The sequence below is a fragment of the Arthrobacter sp. 135MFCol5.1 genome (assembly GCF_000374865.1).
In the GTDB taxonomy this organism is placed as follows: Bacteria; Actinomycetota; Actinomycetes; order Actinomycetales; family Micrococcaceae; genus Arthrobacter.
The window spans coordinates 15,555-34,807 of the sequence record NZ_KB895475.1 but is presented as its reverse complement, the minus strand read 5'-3'; the positions used below and the strand labels follow the sequence as shown (position 1 = coordinate 34,807).

The window sequence follows — 19,253 nt, the reverse complement described above, 5'->3', positions numbered from 1 at the left end:
CTCCGTTGAAGTAAAACAGACACAACCAAGCAGGTGGAAATAACACCACACCCGGCTGCACAAAATTTGAAACCAGCTGTAAAAACCAGACCACACCACGGGGTGGCGGATCCAGTCAATTCAACCAATCCATAAAACAATTGGTATCAACAAACTTGGCACACTATTGAGTTCTCAAACAACAGACACACCCGGCACCACCACAACCAAAAACCAGTCGCAGATCGCTCCGGAGCAACTTTCCAAACTTACCCGATCCCCCACCCCAACGCAAATCCATCTTCCAGGATCTGAATCGAATTGAAGACCGGCCCCACCGATTTCCAGCGCCCTGAAGAGCAACCAGATTTTGGCTTTGATTTGGGGTTTGTGGCCGCCCGGTGATCAGTTCTTCACTGTCTCCCCCGCGGCGACTTAGAAAACAATACACGCCCACCGGCGTCACCGCAAACCGGCCCTCCCAGCGGAGTACATCCCCGGGATTCCGCGGCGAAACGGGCCAACTGGCACCCAGGCCGCCTCCCGCCGTCGTCATCCCGCCGTGTGTGCTGCCGCACAGGGCGCACACATGCTCAACCACCACCCGCGGAGTGGGTTAAACGCAGAAGGGCCGGCAACCACATGGTTGCCGGCCCTTCTCAAGCAGCTGGTATCAGCAGTGCTGGATTACCAGGAAGACTTGGTGATGCCCGGGAGCTCACCGCGGTGAGCCATGTCGCGGAAGCGAACACGGGAGATACCGAACTTCTGGAAGGTACCGCGGGGACGGCCGTCGATGATGTCGCGGTTGCGCAGACGGATCGGGGACGCGTTGCGGGGCAGCTTCTGCAGGCCCAGGCGGGCTGCTTCGCGTGCTTCGTCGGTTGCGTTTTCGTCAACCAGGGTCTTCTTCAGCTCGAGGCGCTTCGCAGCGTAACGCTCAACGATGACCTTGCGCTGCTCGTTGCGAGCAATCTTGGACTTCTTAGCCATGTTTAGCGCTCCTCTCGGAATTCGACGTGCTGGCGGATCTTGGGGTCGTACTTCTTCAGGACCATGCGGTCAGGATCGTTACGACGGTTCTTGCGGGTTACGTAGGTGTAACCCGTGCCCGCGGTCGACTTGAGCTTGATGATCGGACGTACGTCCTTGTCCTTAGCCACTAGAGCTTCACCCCACGAGCCAGAATGTCGGCGACGACTGCGTCGATGCCGCGCACGTCGATGGTCTTGATGCCACGTGCAGAGACCTGCAGCGTGACGTTACGGCGCAGGGACGGAACCCAGTAGCGCTTCTTCTGAATGTTCGGATCGAACCGACGCTTGTTGCGGCGGTGCGAGTGCGAAATGCTGTGCCCAAAGCCCGGCTCGGCTCCGGTCACTTGGCAGTGTGCTGCCATGACTTCTCCTCAAGAATTGAAAGTAATGATCCGCATATCTGCTGCTGGACCATGCTGCTAAGGGCGACCCAAAAGTGAAGAAGGGCAACGGTTAGTCACGCAACTTGAGCCCCTAACTACCGGCCGCCCTGGAGAAAATTACCGGGCAACCGGAGCAATTGCGCACGCTCCGCGCACTTAGCGCCTACCAAGTCTACGAGTTGACGCAATTAAAGACCAATCGGGTGTATAAGGGCGGCAGCGGGACCGAAAGGTCACAGCAGCTTGTTCCCCCTTTTCACAGCAGGGACATAGCTTCCCACAGCAATCTTGGAGGCATGAACACGCAGCTCCTGCCGACAACACCGGCCGCAAGCAGCTCCGGCCGTCCGGAGCGCCCTTCCCTGTCCACACCACGGCCAGTCCGCGACCGGTTCGCCGGCCAGCACAAGCAGCGCATGCTCCGCACCGACCTCCTGACCGTGATTGCCTGGGCCTCCGTTGCCGCGGCCGTTGCCCTCTGGCTGGCGGACGGCGGGGCTTCGACCATCACATCCCCCGCGGGGCTGTTCACCGCGGGCGGGATCGTGGCCGGGCTGGCGGGTATGGACCTTGTCCTGCTCATGCTGCTCCTGGCCGCAAGGATCCCCTTCATTGACCGGACCATCGGCCACGACCGCGCCCTGGAATTCCACGGCAAGCTGGGCAAGCCCTCCCTATACCTGCTGTTGGCCCACGGCGTCCTGATCGCCATCGGGTACGGCATGGCGGAGGGGCTCGACCCTGTCACCGAGTCCGTCAACCTCTGGATGCAGGTCCCCGATATGTGGCTGGCGTTCGTCTCCATGGCCCTGTTTATCGCCGTCGTGGTGACGTCCCTGGTGGCCGTCCGGCGCCGCTTCCCGTACGAGTTCTGGTACGTGGTGCACCTGCTGACCTATGCCGCCGTCGCCACCTCAATCCCGCACCAGTTCAGCGTGGGCGGGCTCTTCGCCGCAGGGACCTGGCAGCGCTGGTATTGGCTGGCCATCTGCATCTCCACCGGAACGGCACTGGTGTACTTCCGCATCCTGGAACCGGTACTGGCCACCCTCAGGCACCAGCTCACTGTGGCCAAGGTCGAATCCGTGGCGCCCGGCGTCGTGAACATCGTCATGCGCGGCCGGCAGCTGGACCAGCTGGCGGGGACCGGCGGACGCTTCTTCATCTGGCGGTTCCTGGCCCCCGGAATGTGGTGGCATCCGCACCCGTTCAGCCTCTCTGCCGAGCCCGTCTTCACCGGCCCCGACGGCCAGGGAACCATGCGGATCACCGTCCGCAACCTGGGCGACGGATCGGCCGGTCTCCTCCGGCTCCGCAAGGGAACCAAAGTGGCGCTGGAGGGACCGTACGGCCTGCTCAGCACCGCTGCCCGCACCAAGAACAAAGTGGTCATGATCGGTGCCGGCATCGGCATCACTCCGCTGCGCGCGCTGCTGGAAACCACGCCGTTCGGCCCCGGGGAGGCGAGCGTCCTGCTCCGCGGCCACACGGAGCAGGAACTCTATCTCAGCCTCGAAATCCTGGAGCTCTGCCAGGAACGCGGGGTCAGGCTCTTCCACCTCACCGGGCCGCGGTCCCAGGGCCGCTCCACCTGGCTCCCCGAGGACGACGTGCGCAACGGCTACAGCCTCACCTCCTACGTCCCGGACATCAAGGACGCAGACGTCTACGTCTGCGGACCGGCCACCTGGGCGGCCAACGTCATAGCGGACGCCGCGAAGGCCGGCGTCCGCGAGGACCAGATCCATCACGAAAGGTTTGACTGGTGAAAATACGCGGACTCGCCGCTGCCGCCTTTGCCTCCGCCGGGATTCTCCTGGCGGGCTGGCAGGCCGGCACGCAGGTATCAGGCATCAGCACCGTCGCTACAGGCACGACGGCAACAGGCACCACGGGCGCCACCGGCACCGGCGCATCCGGGACGGGTTCCTCCACCGCTTCGGGTTCCTCCGGCACAACAGGCTCGTCCGGCACGTCGGGGACGACCGGCTCCTCGAGCTCGTCCGGTTCGTCGGGTTCCACCGCCTCCGGCACCTACAAGGGCACCGCGGTGCAGACCAGGTTTGGCCCCGTGCAGGTCCAGATCACGGTGGCGAACGGCAAGATCACGGATGTCACGGCCCTCCAGCTGACCAACACCGACGGCAAGTCAATCCAGATCAGCAACCGTGCAGCCCCCCTGCTCCGCAGCGAGGCGCTGGCTGCCCAGTCGGCCGGCATCAAGACCATCAGCGGCGCCACCGTCACCAGCAACGCCTACCTCACCTCACTCCAGGCAGCGATCGATGCAGCGCACCTCTAGCCCGTTGCCGGCGCAAACCGGCACCCCGGCCCTGAAAGCCCGCACCTTCGAGTGCATGGGGACGGTCATCAGCCTGACCATGCCCGTCGGAATGGCCGCGGAAGGGCAGCCTCGGCTTGATGAGCTCGCCGCCGCCACCGCCGTCGTCGAACGCCTTTTCCGGGAACTCGACGAAACCTTCAGCCTGTACCGCCCGGACTCCGAAGCCAGCCGGCTGGCCCGCGGGGAACTGACGCTGCGGGCGGCCTCTGCGCAGATGCGGGAACGGTACGCGGAAGCGCACGAATGGCGGCTGCGCACGGAAGGCGCCTTTACCCCCGAGAGGCCCGACGGCGTCCTTGATCTGTCCGGCCTCGTCAAAGGCCACGCAATCCGCGAGGCCGGGACCTCGCTCCTGGCCCTGGGCCGGCGCGACTGGTGCCTCAACGCCGGCGGCGACGTCCTGGTGAGCGGCTCGCCCCGGCCCGGCAGCACGGAGCCGTGGAAGGCCGGGATTGTGGATCCGGCGGACCGCCGCACGCTGATCACCGGGTATGCGCTTGGGGCGGGCGGCCAGCACGCAGCCCTTGCAACCTCAGGTTCCGCCGAGCGGGGCGAGCACATCTGGCGGCTGGGCGGTGGGACGGAATTCGTCCAGGTCACCGTGGCGGCGGCGGACATCGTTACCGCCGATGTGCTGGCCACGGCAATCGTTTCCGGCGGTACGCCCATGCTGAACCTGGCCGCTGACACCTGGGATGTTGCCGTATTGGCGATCCGCGCCGACGGCTCGATGCTGGCCACTCCGGCGTTCCGGCACGCCTGAGGACGGCGGCCGGACACTGCGGGGGTCAGAGACGCGTGAGTTGGGCGTACTTGGGCCGGAGGTTGTCCCCGGACGACTTGCCGGTGACCCGGCGGACCACCCACGGGGCCGCATATTCCCGGAACCATTGGGCGTTGGCGCGGAGCGCCTCCCTGCCGCTGAGTTCGGGGACCGGCGTCATGGGCGGGATGTCGATGGAGTGGTCATATTTGAGGACTTCGAGCACACGCTTGGCCATGTTGGCGTGGCCCGCAGCGGACATGTGCATCCGGTCGTGGGCCCACATGCCCCAGTCGTAGTACTCGCTGAAGCGCCAGTAGTCCACCAACAGCGCACCGTGGTCCCCCGCGATGCCGCGGACCAGCTCGTTATAGATAGCCGTCCGGCCGCGCATGGTGCCGAAGACCTTTGACCCCCGGGCATCGAAGCCGGTGAACATCACCACGGTGGCGCCGGTAGCGGCCAACCGGCCGACGGCGTCGTTGTACTCCACCAGAAGTTCGTCGATGTCCACGCGTGGCCGGAGGATGTCATTGGCACCTGCGTAAATACTCACCAGTGTGGGCTTGAGTTCGACGGCGGCGTCCACCTGCTCGGCAAGGATCTGGCGGAGCTTCCTGCCGCGGATGGCCAGGTTGGCGTAGCCGAAGCCGGGATCGGCGGCGCACAGTTGTTCGGCCAGGCGGTCGGCCCAGCCGCGCACGCCATTGGGGCGGGCGGGGTCGTCGTCGCCAACGCCCTCAGTGAAAGAATCGCCCAGGGCCACGAACCGGGAAGTGAAATCCATGCGGTAAGTTTGCCATCCGTTGCCGGAAGCAACCAATCGGCGGCTCAGCCCTTGGTTTCGCGCAGGATCCAGTGGTCAGTGTCCAGCCGTCCGACAACTTTTTCGCCGATCCGCGCCAGGTCCAGGACGTCCTGTTCGGTCAGGGCATCGAGGAACAGGTCCCGGACATCCTCAACGTGGCGGGGTGCCAGCCCCACAATGGTCGCCATGCCTTCCTCGGTGAGGTGCGCCGTCGTGACCCGCGCATCGTGGGGGTGCGGCCGGCGCTCCACCCAGCCCCGTTTTTGGAGCTTCGTCACCACATGGGAGAGGCGGGACAGGGAAGCGCTGCTGCGGGCGGCCAGCTCACTCATGGGCAGGAACCGGTCCTCGGCTTCGGAGAGCATGGCCAGGACGGTGTAGTCGAAAAGGGACAACTTCCCCGCGCCGTGCAGCCTGGTATCAAGTGCCGCAGGCAGCAACGTGTTGATGCTCACCAGCGCCAGCCAGGCACGGCGTTCGTCTGCGTTGAGCCATCGGGGTTCGGTCATGAGCCCATTCTACGATTGATCTTTCAAGTAGCCTGTTGCGGCGCCGGTAGGCTTGGCCCATGTATGTTGTCTCCCTCACCTACCGCGTGCCCCAGGAGATCGTCGACTTCCATAACGACGCCCACATCGCCTGGCTACAAAAGGCCTTCGACGACGGCGTGTTCATCGCCGCGGGCCGCAAGATTCCGCGTACCGGAGGATTGTTGCTGTCGCAGGCGGACCGCGCCACCCTCGACGCCAGCCTGGCGCAGGACCCGTTCTACTCCAACGGGGTGGCCGATTTCGAGGTGCTGGAGTTCCATGCCGGCCGGGTGGCGCCGGGGTATGAAAACCTGCTGGACACCCCGCCCGCCCAGACCAGCTAAGGCACGGCGCCGTCGTCGGGCGTTTCCGCCGCAAGCTTCTTCAGCCCTTTGCGCGGGACCTTCACCGGCTCCGGCCAGCGCGGGGTGAGCGTATCCCCCAGCGTGACGCCGCGGAGCTTGCGGCCGAACAGCGGCAGGACCCAGTCGTGGACCCAGCGCCGCTGCTGCTGCTCCCATTCGCGCACGCTGAGCCGGGCGGCCGGTTCCCAGTCCTTGAGCTTGATCTTGTGCGGTACGCCCAACTGGTCCAGCACCTGCCCGGCAAGGTATTTGTGCCCGGCCTTGGACATGTGGAGCCGGTCCGAGTCCCACATCCTCCGGTCATGGAAGGCGTCCAGGCACCAGTAATCCACCAACAGGGCCCCGTGCTTCGCGGCGATCTCCCGGACCCGCTGGTTGTAGTAGGCATTGCGCTTCTTCAGCGGCTCCAGCAGCGCCGAAACCTTGACGTCGAACCCGGTGAAGAGGACCACGGTAGCCCCGGTCCCTGCGAGTGCGGCGACGAATTGCTCGTAGTCCGCCATCAGCGCGCCCATGTCCGTCTTCAGGTCCAGGATGTCGTTGCCGCCGGCGTAGAGCGTGATCAGCGTGGGCCGCATGCGCAGGGCGGGCTCCAATTGTTCGTCGATGATGTGCCTGAGCCGCTTGCTCCTGATGGCCAGGTTGGCGTACTTCCAGCCGGGCTGCGCTTTGGCCAGTTTCTCGGCCACCCGGTCCGCCCAGCCCCGCACCCCGTTGGGCAGCCGCACATCCCGGTCCCCCACCCCTTCGGTGAAAGAGTCCCCCAGGGCAACAAACACCCGCCGCCCGGAGTCAGGAAGCAAGGATTCAGGCACCACGCCAACCTAGCCACAACAAAGTAAGCGCAGGGAAAGCCGAGGTAAAGCTTGGGTGACGGAGAGGCTCTAAGCCGGCGACGCTGTTTCGCGTAGCAGCGCATCGCCGACCGGAGCGGAGAGAGGCCGCCCGCGGCCGGAACGAAGTGCAGGGAGGAAGGGCGGACCCGAGGGCCCCGAACTGAGCTTGCGAAGTTTGGGAAGGGTCCAACCGCTAAGCGACGGCGAAATAGTGTCGCCGGCGCACCCAGGCGCAGGAAGACTCAGCCCTCGGCTTTGCCCTGCCGCCAGTACCCCATGAACGCCACCTGCTTGCGGTCGATGCCTACCTCGCGGACCAGGTACCGGCGCAGGTCCCGGATGGCGGCCGCTTCGCCGGCGATCCAGGCGTAGAAGGGCATGGCACCGGCGGGCAGGCTCGGATTCCTGGAGGCGGTGACGGCGGCGGCCTCCATCCGGGCGGGCGTTTCCCAAAGGATGTCCACGTCGACGTTGACGTCTTCGGGCTCCGGCCCCGCGCCGCCGCCGTCCGCGGTGATGCCCACCCAGCCCGGCACGGGGACGGCCTTGCGCACTGCCTCCTGCAGCAACTGGCCGTGCGGCCTGGACCTGCCGATGGCGGCACCGCGGGCCAGCCAGGTGATCTCGATATCGGCCGGCGAGCTGAGCTCCAGGAAGTCCCCAGCCTCTTGGACCTCGAGGAACGCGTGACCGCTCATGTAAGGGGGAAGGGTTTCCAGGATCGCGGAGATCGCGGGAACGGCGGTCTCGTCGCCGGCGAGCAGGATGCGCTGGGAAAGCCCGGGCCGCCATTCGATGCCGGAGTAGGTTTCCGCGGTGACGCAGTGCGCTGCGCGGTTGTTGGGGCCGATGATGGTCAGGGAATCGCCCGGTTTGGCGTTCACGGCCCAGTTCGCAGCCGGGCCGGAGGCGTCCATGGGCAGCCCGCGGTGATTGCCGTGCAGGGCGAAATCAACGTCGATCTCCGGGTACACCGCGTCCAGCCTGGCCTCCCGGACGGTATAGGTCCGCATGGCGCCGCGGACGGCCGGGTCCATGGCAAGCCAGTCCCGGTACCAGCCCGGCCGGATGGTGTTGAAGGCCGGGAGCGGCAGTTCGGTGCCGTCGGCGGCGAGCGAGGGGATCAGCAGTTTGATCCGGAGGTCAAGGGTGTCGCCGTGGACGCCGAACCCGCGCAACGAGTACCCGCCGAAGGTGATCCTGCGGAAGTTGGGACTGAGGTCGCGGACCGAGGTGACGCTGACCTCGAAGGCCAGGCTCATCGGCTGGGTGGCGGCGGTTTCGCGGGTCTTCATGCGACGGGCTCCAGTTCGTTGGCGGTGGCGTGATGGCGGCCGATGGGAATGATGAGCGGGGTCCCGGAGACGGGGTCGGGGATGACGCGGCTTTCGAGGCCGAAGACGTCGCGGACCAGGTGTTCGGTCACCACGTCGGCGGGGGTGCCGGCGGCCGTTACGTCGCCCTCCTTCATGGCGATGATGTGGTCTGCGTAGCGTGCGGCGAGGTTGAGGTCGTGCAGGACGATGGCCACCGTGGTGCCCCGTGTGCGGTTCAGGTCCGTGACCAGGTCCAGGACTTCCACCTGGTGCGCCAGGTCGAGGTACGTGGTGGGTTCGTCCAGCAGCAGCACCTCCGTTTCCTGCGCCAGCGCCATGGCAATCCAGGCGCGCTGGCGCTGGCCGCCGGAGAGTTCGTCCACCTCGCGCCCGGCCAGGTCCAGCGTCCCGGTGGCTTCCAGCGCGCGCTGCACGGCTGCTTCATCGTTGCCGCTCCAGCTGCGGAACAGGCCTTGGTGCGGGTAGCGGCCACGGCCCACCAGGTCCCGGACGGTGATTCCGTCCGGGGCGGCGGGATGCTGGGGAAGCAGGCCGAGGGTGCGGGCCAGTTCGCGGGCCGGGCGGGCATGGATGTCCTTGCCGTCCAGGGTCACGGCCCCGGCCGCCGGTTTGAGGAGCCGGGACAGGCCGCGCAGCAGGGTGGACTTTCCGCAGGCGTTCGCACCGACGATCATGGTGACCCTGCCTTCGGGGATCCGGATGCTGAGCCGGTCCACCACGCGGCGTTGGTCGTATTGCAGTGTCAGGCCGTGTGCTTCCAGGACGGGCACGTCAGGCGTCCTTTCTGTTGGCTGTGACCAGGAGCCACAGCAGGAACGGGGCGCCGAGCGCGCCGGTGACCACTCCCACCGGCAGGACGGTCCCGTCCAGCAGCAGCGGGGCGAGGTTGGCGGCGAAGTAGTCCGCCGCGAGGACAATCAGGGCACCCACCAGGGCCGACGCCGGCAGGCCGGATTTGCCGGTGAAGCGGCGGGCGATGGGTCCGGCCAGGAAGGCGACGAATGCGACCGGCCCGGCCGCCGCCGTCGCCACCGCCGCGAGCGATACCGCAATGACCACGAGGGCCAGGCGGGTGCCGGCGACGCGGAGTCCCAGTCCGGCGGCGGCGTCGTCGCCCAGTTCCAGGATCCGCAGCGGCCCGGCAAGGAACACGACGGCGGGAACCAGCACCGCGAGCGCCAGGAACAAGACGCCGGCCCGGTCCCAGTTGGCGGAGTTCAGGGAGCCGTTCAGCCAGACCAGGGCGTCGGCGGCGGTCCGGATATCGGCGCGGGTCATCAGGAAACTCACCACTGCCTGCAGGGCGGCGGCGATGCCTACACCGGCCAGGACGAGGCGGTTCCCGGCTGCGTTTCCCCGGCCGGGCCCGCGGTTCCTGCCGCTGGAGATCGCATGGATCAGGACGGCCACGGCGAGCGCACCGGCCAGCGCCGCCCCGGACACCGTGGCACCGGATGCGCCGAAAACAACGATGGCAACAACGGCCGCCGCGCTGGCCCCGGAGCTGATGCCTATGACATCGGGGCTGGCCAGCGGGTTCCGGAGCATGGTCTGGAAGAGGGCGCCGGCCAGTCCGAACGCAACTCCGATCATGGTTCCAACCACGGCATGCGGAAGCTTGTTCTCCATCACGATGAAGCTGGCGCCCGGAATCTTCGGGCCGCCGGTGAGATGGTTGGCGACGATGGTGAAGAAGTCGGGGACGGTGACCGTGTAGCTGCCCAGCAGGACGGACACGAAGAACATCACCACTACGGCGGAGGCCAGCACGGCAGTCCGGTGGACCCTCACAGCCCGGCTCCCTTCCCGCGGCGGATCAGCCAGACGAAGACCGGGGCGCCGACGAGGGCTGTCATGATGCCGGCCGGGACCTCGCCGGGTAGCAGCACCACGCGCCCGATGATGTCTGCCGCGAGCAGCAGCGCCGGAGCGGCCACCAGGGAGAAGGGAAGGATCCAGCGGTAGTCCGGACCGGTGAGGAAACGGACGGCGTGCGGCACCACCAGGCCGACGAAGCCGATGGGTCCCGCCAAAGCCGTGGCCGTACCGCACAGCAGGACGATTCCCAGTGCGGTCACGGCACGGGCGGCGCCAACACGCTGTCCAAGCCCGCGGGCAGTGTCGTCGCCCAGGGCCAGGCTGTTGAGGATCCTGCCGCTCAACAGCACAATGAGTGCGCCTGCGGCCAAAAAGGGCAGGCCGGGAAGCAGCACGGACCAGTCCCTGCCGGCGATTCCGCCGACCTGCCAGAACCGGAACCTGTCCAGGGTGTCCTGGCTGGAGACCAGGATGACGTTCATGAGGGAGGAGAGCCCGGCGCTCAGGGCAGCCCCCGCAAGCGCGAGCTTGACCGGCGTGGCGCCTTCCCGGCCCAGCGATGCGATGAGATACACCAGGACGGCGGCGGTTGCGGCGCCGATGAAGGCGAACCAGATGTATCCGGAAAAGCCGGTTACGCCGAAGACGTAGATGCCGGTCACCACCGCCAGGGCTGCACCGGCGTTGACGCCGATGATGCCGGGATCGGCCAGCGGGTTGCGGGCAACTCCCTGCATGGCCGCGCCGGCCAGCCCCAGGGCGCCGCCGGCCAGCAGGCCAAGGACAGTCCGCGGAATCCGCGCCTGGACCACGGCATGGTCCCCGTTCGCGGGATCGAACGCTGCCAGCGCCTGCCACACCGTGCCGAGTGGAACATCCCGGGCACCCACCGCCAGCGACGCCCCGGCCATGAGTACCAGCACGACGACGGCGGCAGCCAGCCAGGCGGCGTGCTTCCTTTCCGGGGCGTTGCCGCGGAGGGGAGCGGCCGACGCCCGGGCCGGCACCCGGGTGCCGGTGTCCGCCGCGGGACGTGCCGTCGTCGTACTCATGGCGCTGGACCTACTTCACTGCATCCGCTGCGCCGGCGAGCTGCGGCAGGAAGGTGTCCAGGGACCACGGCAGGCTCAGCGGCGAGGATGCCGAGATGGAAAGGGTCAGGGTGTTGTCCGAATCGGCCACCAGGGCGCCGTTTTTGATGGCGGGGATCTGGCCCAGCAGGGGGTCGGCCTTGATGGCGTCCGTGGTGGACGCGTCGGGGACCCAGGTGACGAAGATGTCAGAGGCCAGCTCGTTGGCTTTTTCCGCGGACCACGGGATGTAGAACTCCTTGGAGCCCTTGGAGTTCTCTGCCACCACCGGTGCCAGGGTCATGCCGATTTCGGTGAGGAACCGGGGACGGTTGTCGTTGGCCGTGTAGACGTTCACGCCGTCACCCTTGGCGGGCTCGAGGTTGCCGTAGATGAAGCTCTTGCCGGCGATCTGCGGGTACTTGGCGACCTTGTCCTTGACGGTGGCTTCGGTGTCCGCCACCAGTTGTGCTGCCTGCGCTTCCTTGCCCAAGGCTTTGCCGATGATGGTGGTTGAGTCCTGCCAGGAGGTCCCGTACGCCACCTGGGGGTGGGCCACCACGGGGGCGATCTCGCTGAGCTTCTTGTAGTCCTCCTCGGTGAGGCCCGAGTAGGCGGCGAGGATGACGTCGGGGCTGAGCTTGGCGATCTCGGTGAAGTTGATGCCGTCGGCTTCGGAGTACTGGACCGGCGCTTTGGCCGAACCGAATCCCGCACCCAGTTTTTCCAGGGCGGCGTCCTTCCACGGGGTGGAGCCTTTGCTGTTGCCGCCCCATTCGTTCTTGGGGACGCCGACGGGCACCACGCCCAGGGCGATGGCGACGTCGTCGTTTACCCAGGAGACCGTCGCCACCCGGGTGGGCTGCTTCTCGATGGTGGTGCTGCCGAACACGTGCTCGATGGTGACCGGGAACGCCGTGCTGCCGCTGGCGCTGGTGGCGGCGGTTACGGAGGCGGCGGGGCCGGTGGAGCAGCCAGAGAGCGTGAGCGCAGCTGCGGCGAGGATGGCTGCCGCTTTACCGGTGGAGGAGAAGAGGCTCCGGCGGGTGGGGAGGGGACCAGGGAAAAGGGGGGACGTCACGGGGCTCCTTCAAGGGGGCGGATGAAAACTTAAGTAAGGCTAACCTATGCAAATCATCATTACGCAACATTTTTGTCACCTAATCCCGGTTGGGTGACCAACGCCACATCCACGTGCCGTTCCTTGGACAGTTGGCTCCCAATTTGGCAGGATGGCCTTGCCGGGCCGGACGAAGCCGCCCGGAACGCTGAACAGACGCTGAACATCGGACAGGACAACAGGAAATGCGCATGCAGAGGGCTATCACGGCCGCCGCTGCCATGGAGAGCGGGGTGGCCGCTTTGGCCTGCTCCGCGGAGACTGACTGACTTCCCTGTTACCTTGGCCCGGATCCGGGCCGCCCACTGCTACGAAAGTTCAGCCATGCAATCAGTCACGCCCCAGCAAATCCGCTCATCCTTCGTCAACGCCAGCCGCTCGGAAGCGGCGAAACTGACGCTGCCCAAAAACTTCGATTCCCTCGACTGGGACAGCCTTGAGTTCCTGGGCTGGCGGGACGGAAAGATGCCGCTGCGCGGTTACCTGGTGGTCCCCGGTCCGAAAGGCCTCACCGGAATCATGCTCCGGGCCCCCGAGGGAGGCGTCCGGAAGAACCGTTCCGTGTTGTGCGAACTCTGCCGGGACGTCTTCTCCAAGGAGGACGTCCTGCTCTGGGTCGCCAAGCGCTCGGGCCAGTCGGGGCGCGACGGCAACACCGTCGGCACCCTGATCTGCGCCGACTTCCTCTGCTGCGGCAACGTCCGCAGGGAACCGCCGGCCAACGAGATCAACCCGGACCCCGCCGTCGTCGTGCAGCGCCAAATCCAGGGGCTGCAGGACCGCACGGCCCAGTTCCTGGCCAGGGTTCAGTCCAAGTAGCCAGTGCAGCCCAAGTAACCAGTGCAGTCCAGGTAACCGGCGCACTCCATGTGGTGCCGGTTACCGCAGGACAATATCCACCGGGTTCGCCTCGGACCGCCAGGCGCCTTCTTCCCCCGGGCGGGGGCGGATGACCGGTGCGGTCAAGACGCCGGAACGGTTGGTGCGTTTGTCACGCAGGATTTCGGTCACGGAGCCCAGGTGCCGGGACAGGTCGATCACATTTTCGGGCGCAGCCAGCAGCAGCTGAAACCCGAATTCGTGCAGCGCCTTGATCCCGGCTCCGGCGAACTCCTCGGACGCGAGCACGAAGGCCTCGTCCATCATCACCGTGCCGTAGGTGGTGAAACCCTGCTCGGCAATTCCCAGCTGGTAGCTCAGGGCGGCGGCCATGATGAACGCCGTGAACCGCTGCCGCTCGCCACCGGACATCGATCCGGTGTCGGCGTGCATGAACACTTCTGTCTTCCTGCTGCCGCCCTTCTTTCCCGAGGTGGGGGCGGCGACTTCGCGGTGTTCCTTGCACTGGATGAACAGGTGGCCGCGGACGTCCAGGACCTCGGCGCGCCAGCGCCGGTCCTCCGGCGCCTGCGACCCCAGCCGCTTGACCAAGGTCTCCAGGGACTTGTAGCGGGCGGTGAGCTCGGCGTCGTCGTCCCTGTCCGGACCGGAACCGTCTGAGCGGCCTGCCTCCGCCTTCGCGGGCCGGGTGTGCCGTGCCTTCAGCGCGTTCTGGATGGCGTCCTTGAACTGCTTGGCAGTGGGCGGCAGCGTCTGTTTGATGTCCAGTTCCAGGTAGCTGCCCTCATGGAAGTTGACCTGGGACAGGATGCCGTTCAGCGGGAGGATGCGGCTGGTGATGGAGCGCCGTTCCTCGTCGAGAAGGTGCAGCAGGGTGCTGAAGGACTCGTGCGTGCGCTGGTTGAAGAACTGCCGGAACTCGGCCTCCTGCGCGGGCAGGCCGTCATTCACGATCGCGTGGTAGCGGGACTCAAACTCGCTGGCGGCGCCAATGCTGGTTCCGTGGTCGGCAGAAATGGCGCTGCCCCACTCCCGGACGAAGCCCTCGAAGATGCGGGTGAGGCGCTCGGCCGTGGCCTGTCCCCGCGACTCGGCTGCGTGCAGTTCGCCCAGCAGGGCCGTCCGTACCCGGTTGGCCAGGTTGTCCAGTTCATGCATTTCGGTCACGTCGCCAAATTCCGCGAAGTGCGGTTCGAGCGCTGCCTCAGTGGCGTCCGACGGCGGTGCCTGGGCCAGGCGGACGCGCGCGGCTTCGAGCAGCGCGTCCGCGCCCGTCAGCTGGCGGTCCAGGGCCTTGTATTCGCTTTGCAGGACTGCTGCCGACTCGGTGCTGGACTGGTGTTTCTGCCGGACCTCCTCGATGGTGGCGCGGAGCGGTTCCAGGTCCGCTTGGGCGGCCAGGGCATCCTTGAGCCGCTGCTCGATCCGGGCGAGCTCGTCCGCCGCGACAGCCGCGGACACTTGTTCCCACGGGCGGTCGTCCTCGGCGATGCGGCGCAGGGCATCGAGCTGGCGGCTCATGCCCTGGTGCGAGTCCTCGCGGTTCTGGGCCAGTTCTGCGGCCTTGGCCACTTCCTGCCGGAGATACTCCACCTGGCCGGCAACCAGTTCGAGCTTGGCGGCGTTGTCGAAACCGAGCACGTAGTCCTGGCGGCTGGTGAAGCGGTCGTCCTTCTCCACCGTGTGCCGGTTCCGCTTGACCACGCCGCCCAGGCTCAGGCCCTTCTCCAGGGCTGCGAGTTCGTCCGGATCCTCGACGCACGGGTAGGCAAAGTCCAGTGCGATCCGCTCGCGGACCCATTCGCCGGCCTCGGCCACCGCACCGGCGGCGAGGATGTCCAGCTTGGCCAGCAGGTCGCCGGCGCGCACGTCCTCCACGGCGAGCGCGCCGCCTGCCAGCGGCTTGGAGACGTCCACCGCCCGCAACGCGCCGCGGACGTTATGGTCGTTGAGGTACCGGGTCACGGCACCGAAGTGCTCCCCCGGCACCAGCAGGGTGGTGGCCAGGCTCCGGAGCGCGCGCTCCGCTGCCGGGCGCCACCGCTCCTCGCCTTCGGCGAGGTCCATGAGCTCGCCTGCGAACGGCATCCGGTCCTCCGGGATCCCCGTGGCGGCGGCGATCGCGGCGCGGTTTTCAATGCTCGACGGCGGCAGAAGGGATTTGCGCGTTTTCAGCGACAGGAGTTCCTGCTCGGCGGCCGCAAGCTCCCGTTTGCGGGTGGCATGGGCGTCGAACGCCTCGAACCGGAGCTCCTGCAGGGCCTGTGAATCGTCCTTCAGCTCGGCCGACCTCGCCGCCGCCTGTTCGTGCGCCTGCTCCCAGCCGGCCGCGCTCCACTCAAGCCGCAGCCCGGCGTCGGACAACGCCTGCTGGGCCGCCTCTTCCACTTGGCGGCGAAGCTTCAGCCCCACCCGGGCGTTCTCCAGGGACTGCTCGATCGCCGAGATGGCGTTGCCGCCCTGGTTGTTGTAATCGGTTTCGAGTTGCCGCAGTTCCTTGGCCAGGCCGTCACGGACCGCACGTTCGGCGCCGAGCTCCTTGGCCTTCGCCTGCGCCAGCTCACGGAACCGGACCAAGGTTTTCTGGTGGACCTCGACCGCCAGCTTCTGCTTGTAGGCCTCGAACTCCTCCCCCACAAGGTCCCTCAGCCGGTTCGCGTCCAGCAGGGACTGCGCGTATTCACGGTTCAGTCCCGGCACCGGGGCCAGCTGGTCGCGCTGCTGCCGGACGTCCTCCAGCCGCTGGCGGATGGACATCAGGTTGCTGAACTCCTCCACCACGTCATCCGCGGCGGCCAATGTTGCAGGGGCATCCAGCACCTGGTCGCGGAAAAACGTGTTGACGCTGCCGCCCAGCCCTTTCCCCGCCTGGATGACGCGCAGCAAAGGCAGCGCCTGGTCCGAGCTGATTCCCAGCAGCCGGCGGAAGCGTTCAGCGAACGCCTTGTGGACATCGAACACCTGCGCGTGCGGGAAGATCGTTTCCAGTGCGCCCTTGGTGAAGCGCTTGTCCGCGATGCCTTCCACGGCTTCCAGGTCCAGCGGCACGTTGTCAATCAGGTAGAACCGGCCCACGCTGGACTCGGTCCCGTTCTTGGGCAGGTCGAACAGCGCCGAGACCGTCACCCTGGTGCCGGCGGCGTTGTCGAACGTCAGCGCGACGGCGGACCAGGTGGCACCCGGGCGCTGGAACGCACTCGCCGAGCCGTCCCCCACGGCCTTGTCCCCCACCTTGCCGCGCATATAGGTGAAGGTGGTGCGCTTGTCCTCCACCGCACCGCCCGAACGCTGCGCCGCCGCCTCGTTGGACCGCGGCCGCGCATCGAACACCCGCAACATGGCATCGAACAACGTCGACTTGCCCACGCCGGAGTTACCCGTCAGCAAGGTGCCGTTCCGGTCCACATGCATGGTGTGCGCGCCGTGGAACGTCCCCCAGTTGACCACCTGCACCAAGGCAAGCCGCATCTGGCCCGGGTTGGTCACGTCCCCGAGCGGGAGCATGCTTGCGATGGTCACTTGGTCACCTCATTCGTGGTTTCGGACGCCTCGTCACCATTGGCAGCGTCGTCCTCTGCTCCATCCTCGGCACCTGTCTCAGCGTCGCCGTCAAGATCCAGGAGCGGTTCAGTTCCTGACTGGTCCGCGGACGCCGCCACCAGCGCTTCGATGTGGGCCGGGATGTCGCCGATGTTTTCGAACGGCAGCGCCAAGGGCAGGGCGTTGGAGATGGTGTAGACATCCTCCAGGCCCGTGGGGAGCAGGAGCTGGCGGGCCAGGAGCTTGGTGATGGCACGGGTCACCACATCCGAATCGCGGAGGGCGTCCTGCTGGCCCGCCGGCTGGTAGTGCGCCACCAGGTCCGTGATCTCCTCCCGGGTGATGGTGGGGTCCGTCTGGGCGGTGACGTGCCGGTCCAGGAGCAGCCGGAGCCGGAGCAGGACGATGGTTTCAACCCGGCTCAGCGCGCGCTGCTGGCGCAGGATGCTGGACCGGGTGCTGCCGCCGATGACCTCCGGGTCGACGGGACGGAGGACGGCGATCTTCCGCTCATGGTCCAGCTGCAGGGTGAGGAACAGCTCGGAGAGGCGGCTCCGCAGGATCAACTGGTTGTCCAGCAGCACCGTCCACAGCTTCTCGTCACGGCCGCCATCGATGTACGGGCCCTTGAGGAGCTTGACCAGCGCCTGCCGCACCTTCATCGGCAGCACGCCGGTATCGCCGGGGAACAGGGCTGCGCCGTCCACGAAGGTGTCCCGGGGGGAGACCACTCCGGGGGTGGGGCTCGACGACACCGGGGTTTCGACAGGCTCAGCCACCGGCTCGTCCAGCGGTGTCGTGATTTCCTCAGTCATCTGAATCCTTTGCGAGCGTGACCACGGGCAGGTAGGCCCTGCGGGTGGAACCGTCTATCTGTTCGAAGTCCAGGCCGTCCCAGGCCCCGCGGTTGAAGTCGGCACCCCGGTGCAGCGCTTCGGAGAGGAGGGCGCGAATGGTGTTGATGTGCTGCTCCCCGGGTGGCAATTGCTGCCAGGCGTCAGCGAGCGTTGCAGCCCCCGCCATGGCCGCGCGGACCACCGCGGGCTTGGCTTTGCCGGTCCTCGGCGAGCGCACCCGGTCCGAGTCCGTGAAGGCGATGGGATCGGCCAGGCGGGGCGGAGCCGCGAACTCGTCGGGATCGAACAGCTTCACCATGGACAGCGACTCGAAGCCCGCGTTGTACAGGACCGGGCCAGGCACCAGGCCGGGGCGTTCACGCTCGTACGGCAGTGACCGGATGGCCTGCTCCGCCTCCCGCAGCACCTGCCGGAGCCGGACCGACTGGCGGAAATCGTCACTCTGGACGTACGTGTTGAGGCTCTCGCTGAGCTTGCCGTAGATGCGCTGGATCTGGCTGTGCTGCTGCCGGAGCTCCGCCACCAGGTTTTTCAGGGTCTCCCGGTCCTCGGGTGAGAGGTCGTCGGCGAATTGGCGGCTCAGGACTTCGCCGATGGCGGACCGGAACCGGAGCTGCTGCTGCGGGTCCTCCAGGAAGGCGGTGAAGGACCGGAACGTCCGGCCCTCCGGGCTCTGGCGGAGCCGTTTGTCCGCCTCCAGCACCTGCGCCATGGTGGCGCCTTTGGTCAGCGACTCCTCAATGATCTGGTTGCGCAGGCCGCCCACCAGTTCCTCGATCCTGTCGCGCATCTTCTTGTAGTCCGCGGGCAGGCTGGCGGCCAGGTCCAGGATGTTCCCGGCGGCCTCCACTGCCTCGTCATCGTCCAGGAGGCCGTCGAACTCGCCGGTGCTGATGTCCTCGATGAGCTGCTGCCGCTCCTCGATTTCCTCTTCCAGGGCCTCCAGGCGCGCACTCTGGTCCGGGTTGGTTTCGTTGGCGAGCTTCTCCACGTCCCCCAGCAGGGTGCCCAGCCGGGAACCGTTCAACGTGGACCGTTCGCTGGAGAGGCTGTCCAGGAAGGCCAGCACGCGCGCTGCCGGTTCGGTGACCTCGTACACGATCTGGCCCGACTGGTTGCGGCGGGTCAGGAACTGCCGCCGGGTCCACTCGTCGCCGAAGGATTTTCCGTTGGCCCCTCCGCCCAGCCCGGGTTCCTGGCGCCGCAGCTCCTCAAGGAACGAGTCGACGTCGGCATGGAATTCCTCCAGGGGCAGCTGCGGCCGGGTGCGGGTGAAGGAAGCCTGCAGCACCGCGATCACCCACGGCGCCGAACGCGTCAGCGCCCAGGCGGGTCCCTTGGTGAGGAGTTCGAGGTCCCGAAGCCGGGCGCTGATGGCATCAGCGGATGACCTGGCGGAGCGGGGCACGCACTCTCCTTGGGATCGGGTGGCGGGGGCGGCAGCGGGGGTGGACCGGAAAACTGCCAACTACAAGGTTAACGCAGGCCGCCGCGACCACTCCGTGACCTACCTCCGGGTAGTGTCTCGATCCCGTATCAACAGCCCCTCCAGCCCCACCCGCCTCTGGCTGGCGGCGGGAGTGTCCCCCTACGCTTCAGCTACTGGTCTTCACCACAGCAGTCTTT

Annotated in this window: 19 protein-coding genes; 5 read left to right on the top strand and 14 right to left on the bottom strand. The window is 66.9% G+C overall.

From position 1 onward, the window contains the following. Window positions 1–666 precede the first annotated feature (666 nt). From rpsN to rpmB, 3 genes are read right to left on the bottom strand one after another with little or no spacing between them, the layout of a single operon-like run. Window positions 667–972, bottom strand: a complete 306-nt coding sequence (gene rpsN / locus C563_RS0120460; RefSeq protein WP_015938870.1) for a 30S ribosomal protein S14 — start codon at window positions 970–972, stop codon at window positions 667–669. A gap of 2 nt (window positions 973–974) precedes the next feature. Continuing rightward, a complete protein-coding gene (gene rpmG / locus C563_RS0120455) occupies window positions 975–1,142 on the bottom strand; it encodes a 50S ribosomal protein L33 (RefSeq protein ID WP_013602737.1) in 168 nt (55 codons plus the stop codon). Next, window positions 1,142–1,378: a 50S ribosomal protein L28 gene (gene rpmB, locus C563_RS0120450; RefSeq protein ID WP_018763944.1), complete on the bottom strand. Its 237-nt coding sequence runs from the start codon at window positions 1,376–1,378 to the stop codon at window positions 1,142–1,144. Before rpmB ends, rpmG begins: the two co-directional genes overlap by 1 nt. A gap of 317 nt (window positions 1,379–1,695) precedes the next feature. On the opposite strand from rpmB, the gene C563_RS0120445 reads away from it, so the two are divergent. The 3 genes from C563_RS0120445 to C563_RS0120435 are packed head-to-tail and all read left to right on the top strand — an operon-like array spanning window position 1,696 to window position 4,506. Next, window positions 1,696–3,168 (top strand): ferredoxin reductase family protein, encoded by a 1,473-nt coding sequence (locus C563_RS0120445; protein WP_018763943.1) that lies wholly within the window; start codon window positions 1,696–1,698, stop codon window positions 3,166–3,168. Next, the gene (locus C563_RS0120440; RefSeq protein WP_018763942.1) at window positions 3,165–3,701 is read left to right on the top strand and encodes an FMN-binding protein; all 537 of its coding nucleotides are present in this window, start codon (window positions 3,165–3,167) and stop codon (window positions 3,699–3,701) included. The genes C563_RS0120445 and C563_RS0120440 overlap by 4 nt, the downstream gene beginning before the upstream one ends. A gap of 55 nt (window positions 3,702–3,756) precedes the next feature. After that, window positions 3,757–4,506: an FAD:protein FMN transferase gene (locus C563_RS0120435; RefSeq protein ID WP_043424533.1), complete on the top strand. Its 750-nt coding sequence runs from the start codon at window positions 3,757–3,759 to the stop codon at window positions 4,504–4,506. 25 nt (window positions 4,507–4,531) lie between these two features. Here the strand turns inward: C563_RS0120435 and C563_RS0120430 are convergent, their stop codons facing one another. Beyond that, window positions 4,532–5,293, bottom strand: a complete 762-nt coding sequence (locus C563_RS0120430; RefSeq protein WP_026265194.1) for an SGNH/GDSL hydrolase family protein — start codon at window positions 5,291–5,293, stop codon at window positions 4,532–4,534. A gap of 44 nt (window positions 5,294–5,337) precedes the next feature. Beyond that, entirely contained in the window at window positions 5,338–5,823 is a 486-nt protein-coding gene (locus C563_RS0120425) for a MarR family winged helix-turn-helix transcriptional regulator (RefSeq protein WP_018763939.1), read from the bottom strand. Between the two features lie 59 nt (window positions 5,824–5,882). Here C563_RS0120425 and C563_RS0120420 point away from each other — a divergent pair, with 59 nt between their 5' ends. Next, the gene (locus C563_RS0120420; protein WP_018763938.1) at window positions 5,883–6,188 is read left to right on the top strand and encodes a YciI family protein; all 306 of its coding nucleotides are present in this window, start codon (window positions 5,883–5,885) and stop codon (window positions 6,186–6,188) included. Here the strand turns inward: C563_RS0120420 and C563_RS0120415 are convergent. The 6 genes from C563_RS0120415 to C563_RS0120390 all read right to left on the bottom strand — a co-directional run bounded on the left by C563_RS0120415 (window position 6,185) and on the right by C563_RS0120390 (window position 12,351). Further along, on the bottom strand, window positions 6,185–7,027 hold the full coding sequence (locus C563_RS0120415) for an SGNH/GDSL hydrolase family protein (protein ID WP_043424531.1): 843 nt from the start codon (window positions 7,025–7,027) through the stop codon (window positions 6,185–6,187). The genes C563_RS0120420 and C563_RS0120415 overlap by 4 nt on opposite strands. A 260-nt stretch (window positions 7,028–7,287) precedes the next feature. Then, window positions 7,288–8,340 (bottom strand): siderophore-interacting protein, encoded by a 1,053-nt coding sequence (locus tag C563_RS0120410; RefSeq protein WP_018763936.1) that lies wholly within the window; start codon window positions 8,338–8,340, stop codon window positions 7,288–7,290. After that, on the bottom strand, window positions 8,337–9,152 hold the full coding sequence (locus C563_RS0120405) for an ABC transporter ATP-binding protein (protein ID WP_018763935.1): 816 nt from the start codon (window positions 9,150–9,152) through the stop codon (window positions 8,337–8,339). Before C563_RS0120405 ends, C563_RS0120410 begins: the two co-directional genes overlap by 4 nt. 1 nt (window position 9,153) lies before the next feature. Then, the gene (locus C563_RS0120400) at window positions 9,154–10,128 is read right to left on the bottom strand and encodes a FecCD family ABC transporter permease (RefSeq protein WP_051083612.1); all 975 of its coding nucleotides are present in this window, start codon (window positions 10,126–10,128) and stop codon (window positions 9,154–9,156) included. Window positions 10,129–10,169: 41 nt separating this feature from the next. Further along, window positions 10,170–11,252, bottom strand: a complete 1,083-nt coding sequence (locus C563_RS0120395) for a FecCD family ABC transporter permease (RefSeq protein WP_026265191.1) — start codon at window positions 11,250–11,252, stop codon at window positions 10,170–10,172. A 10-nt stretch (window positions 11,253–11,262) separates the two neighbouring features. Beyond that, window positions 11,263–12,351: an iron-siderophore ABC transporter substrate-binding protein gene (locus tag C563_RS0120390; RefSeq protein ID WP_018763932.1), complete on the bottom strand. Its 1,089-nt coding sequence runs from the start codon at window positions 12,349–12,351 to the stop codon at window positions 11,263–11,265. Between the two features lie 363 nt (window positions 12,352–12,714). On the opposite strand from C563_RS0120390, the gene C563_RS0120380 reads away from it, so the two are divergent. Further along, window positions 12,715–13,209 carry an FBP domain-containing protein gene (locus tag C563_RS0120380; RefSeq protein ID WP_026265190.1) on the top strand — a complete coding sequence of 165 codons (495 nt, stop codon included), beginning with the start codon at window positions 12,715–12,717 and terminating at the stop codon, window positions 13,207–13,209. A gap of 60 nt (window positions 13,210–13,269) precedes the next feature. Here C563_RS0120380 and C563_RS0120375 read toward each other — a convergent pair whose 3' ends face one another. From C563_RS0120375 to C563_RS0120365, 3 genes are read right to left on the bottom strand one after another with little or no spacing between them, the layout of a single operon-like run. After that, window positions 13,270–16,749, bottom strand: a complete 3,480-nt coding sequence (locus C563_RS0120375; RefSeq protein WP_018763930.1) for an ATP-binding protein — start codon at window positions 16,747–16,749, stop codon at window positions 13,270–13,272. Continuing rightward, window positions 16,746–17,585, bottom strand: a complete 840-nt coding sequence (locus C563_RS0120370; protein WP_018763929.1) for a DUF4194 domain-containing protein — start codon at window positions 17,583–17,585, stop codon at window positions 16,746–16,748. The genes C563_RS0120375 and C563_RS0120370 overlap by 4 nt, the downstream gene beginning before the upstream one ends. Next, complete coding sequence (locus tag C563_RS0120365; RefSeq protein ID WP_018763928.1) at window positions 17,578–19,035, bottom strand: DUF3375 family protein; 1,458 nt, start codon at window positions 19,033–19,035, stop codon at window positions 17,578–17,580. Before C563_RS0120365 ends, C563_RS0120370 begins: the two co-directional genes overlap by 8 nt. Window positions 19,036–19,253: the final 218 nt, after the last annotated feature.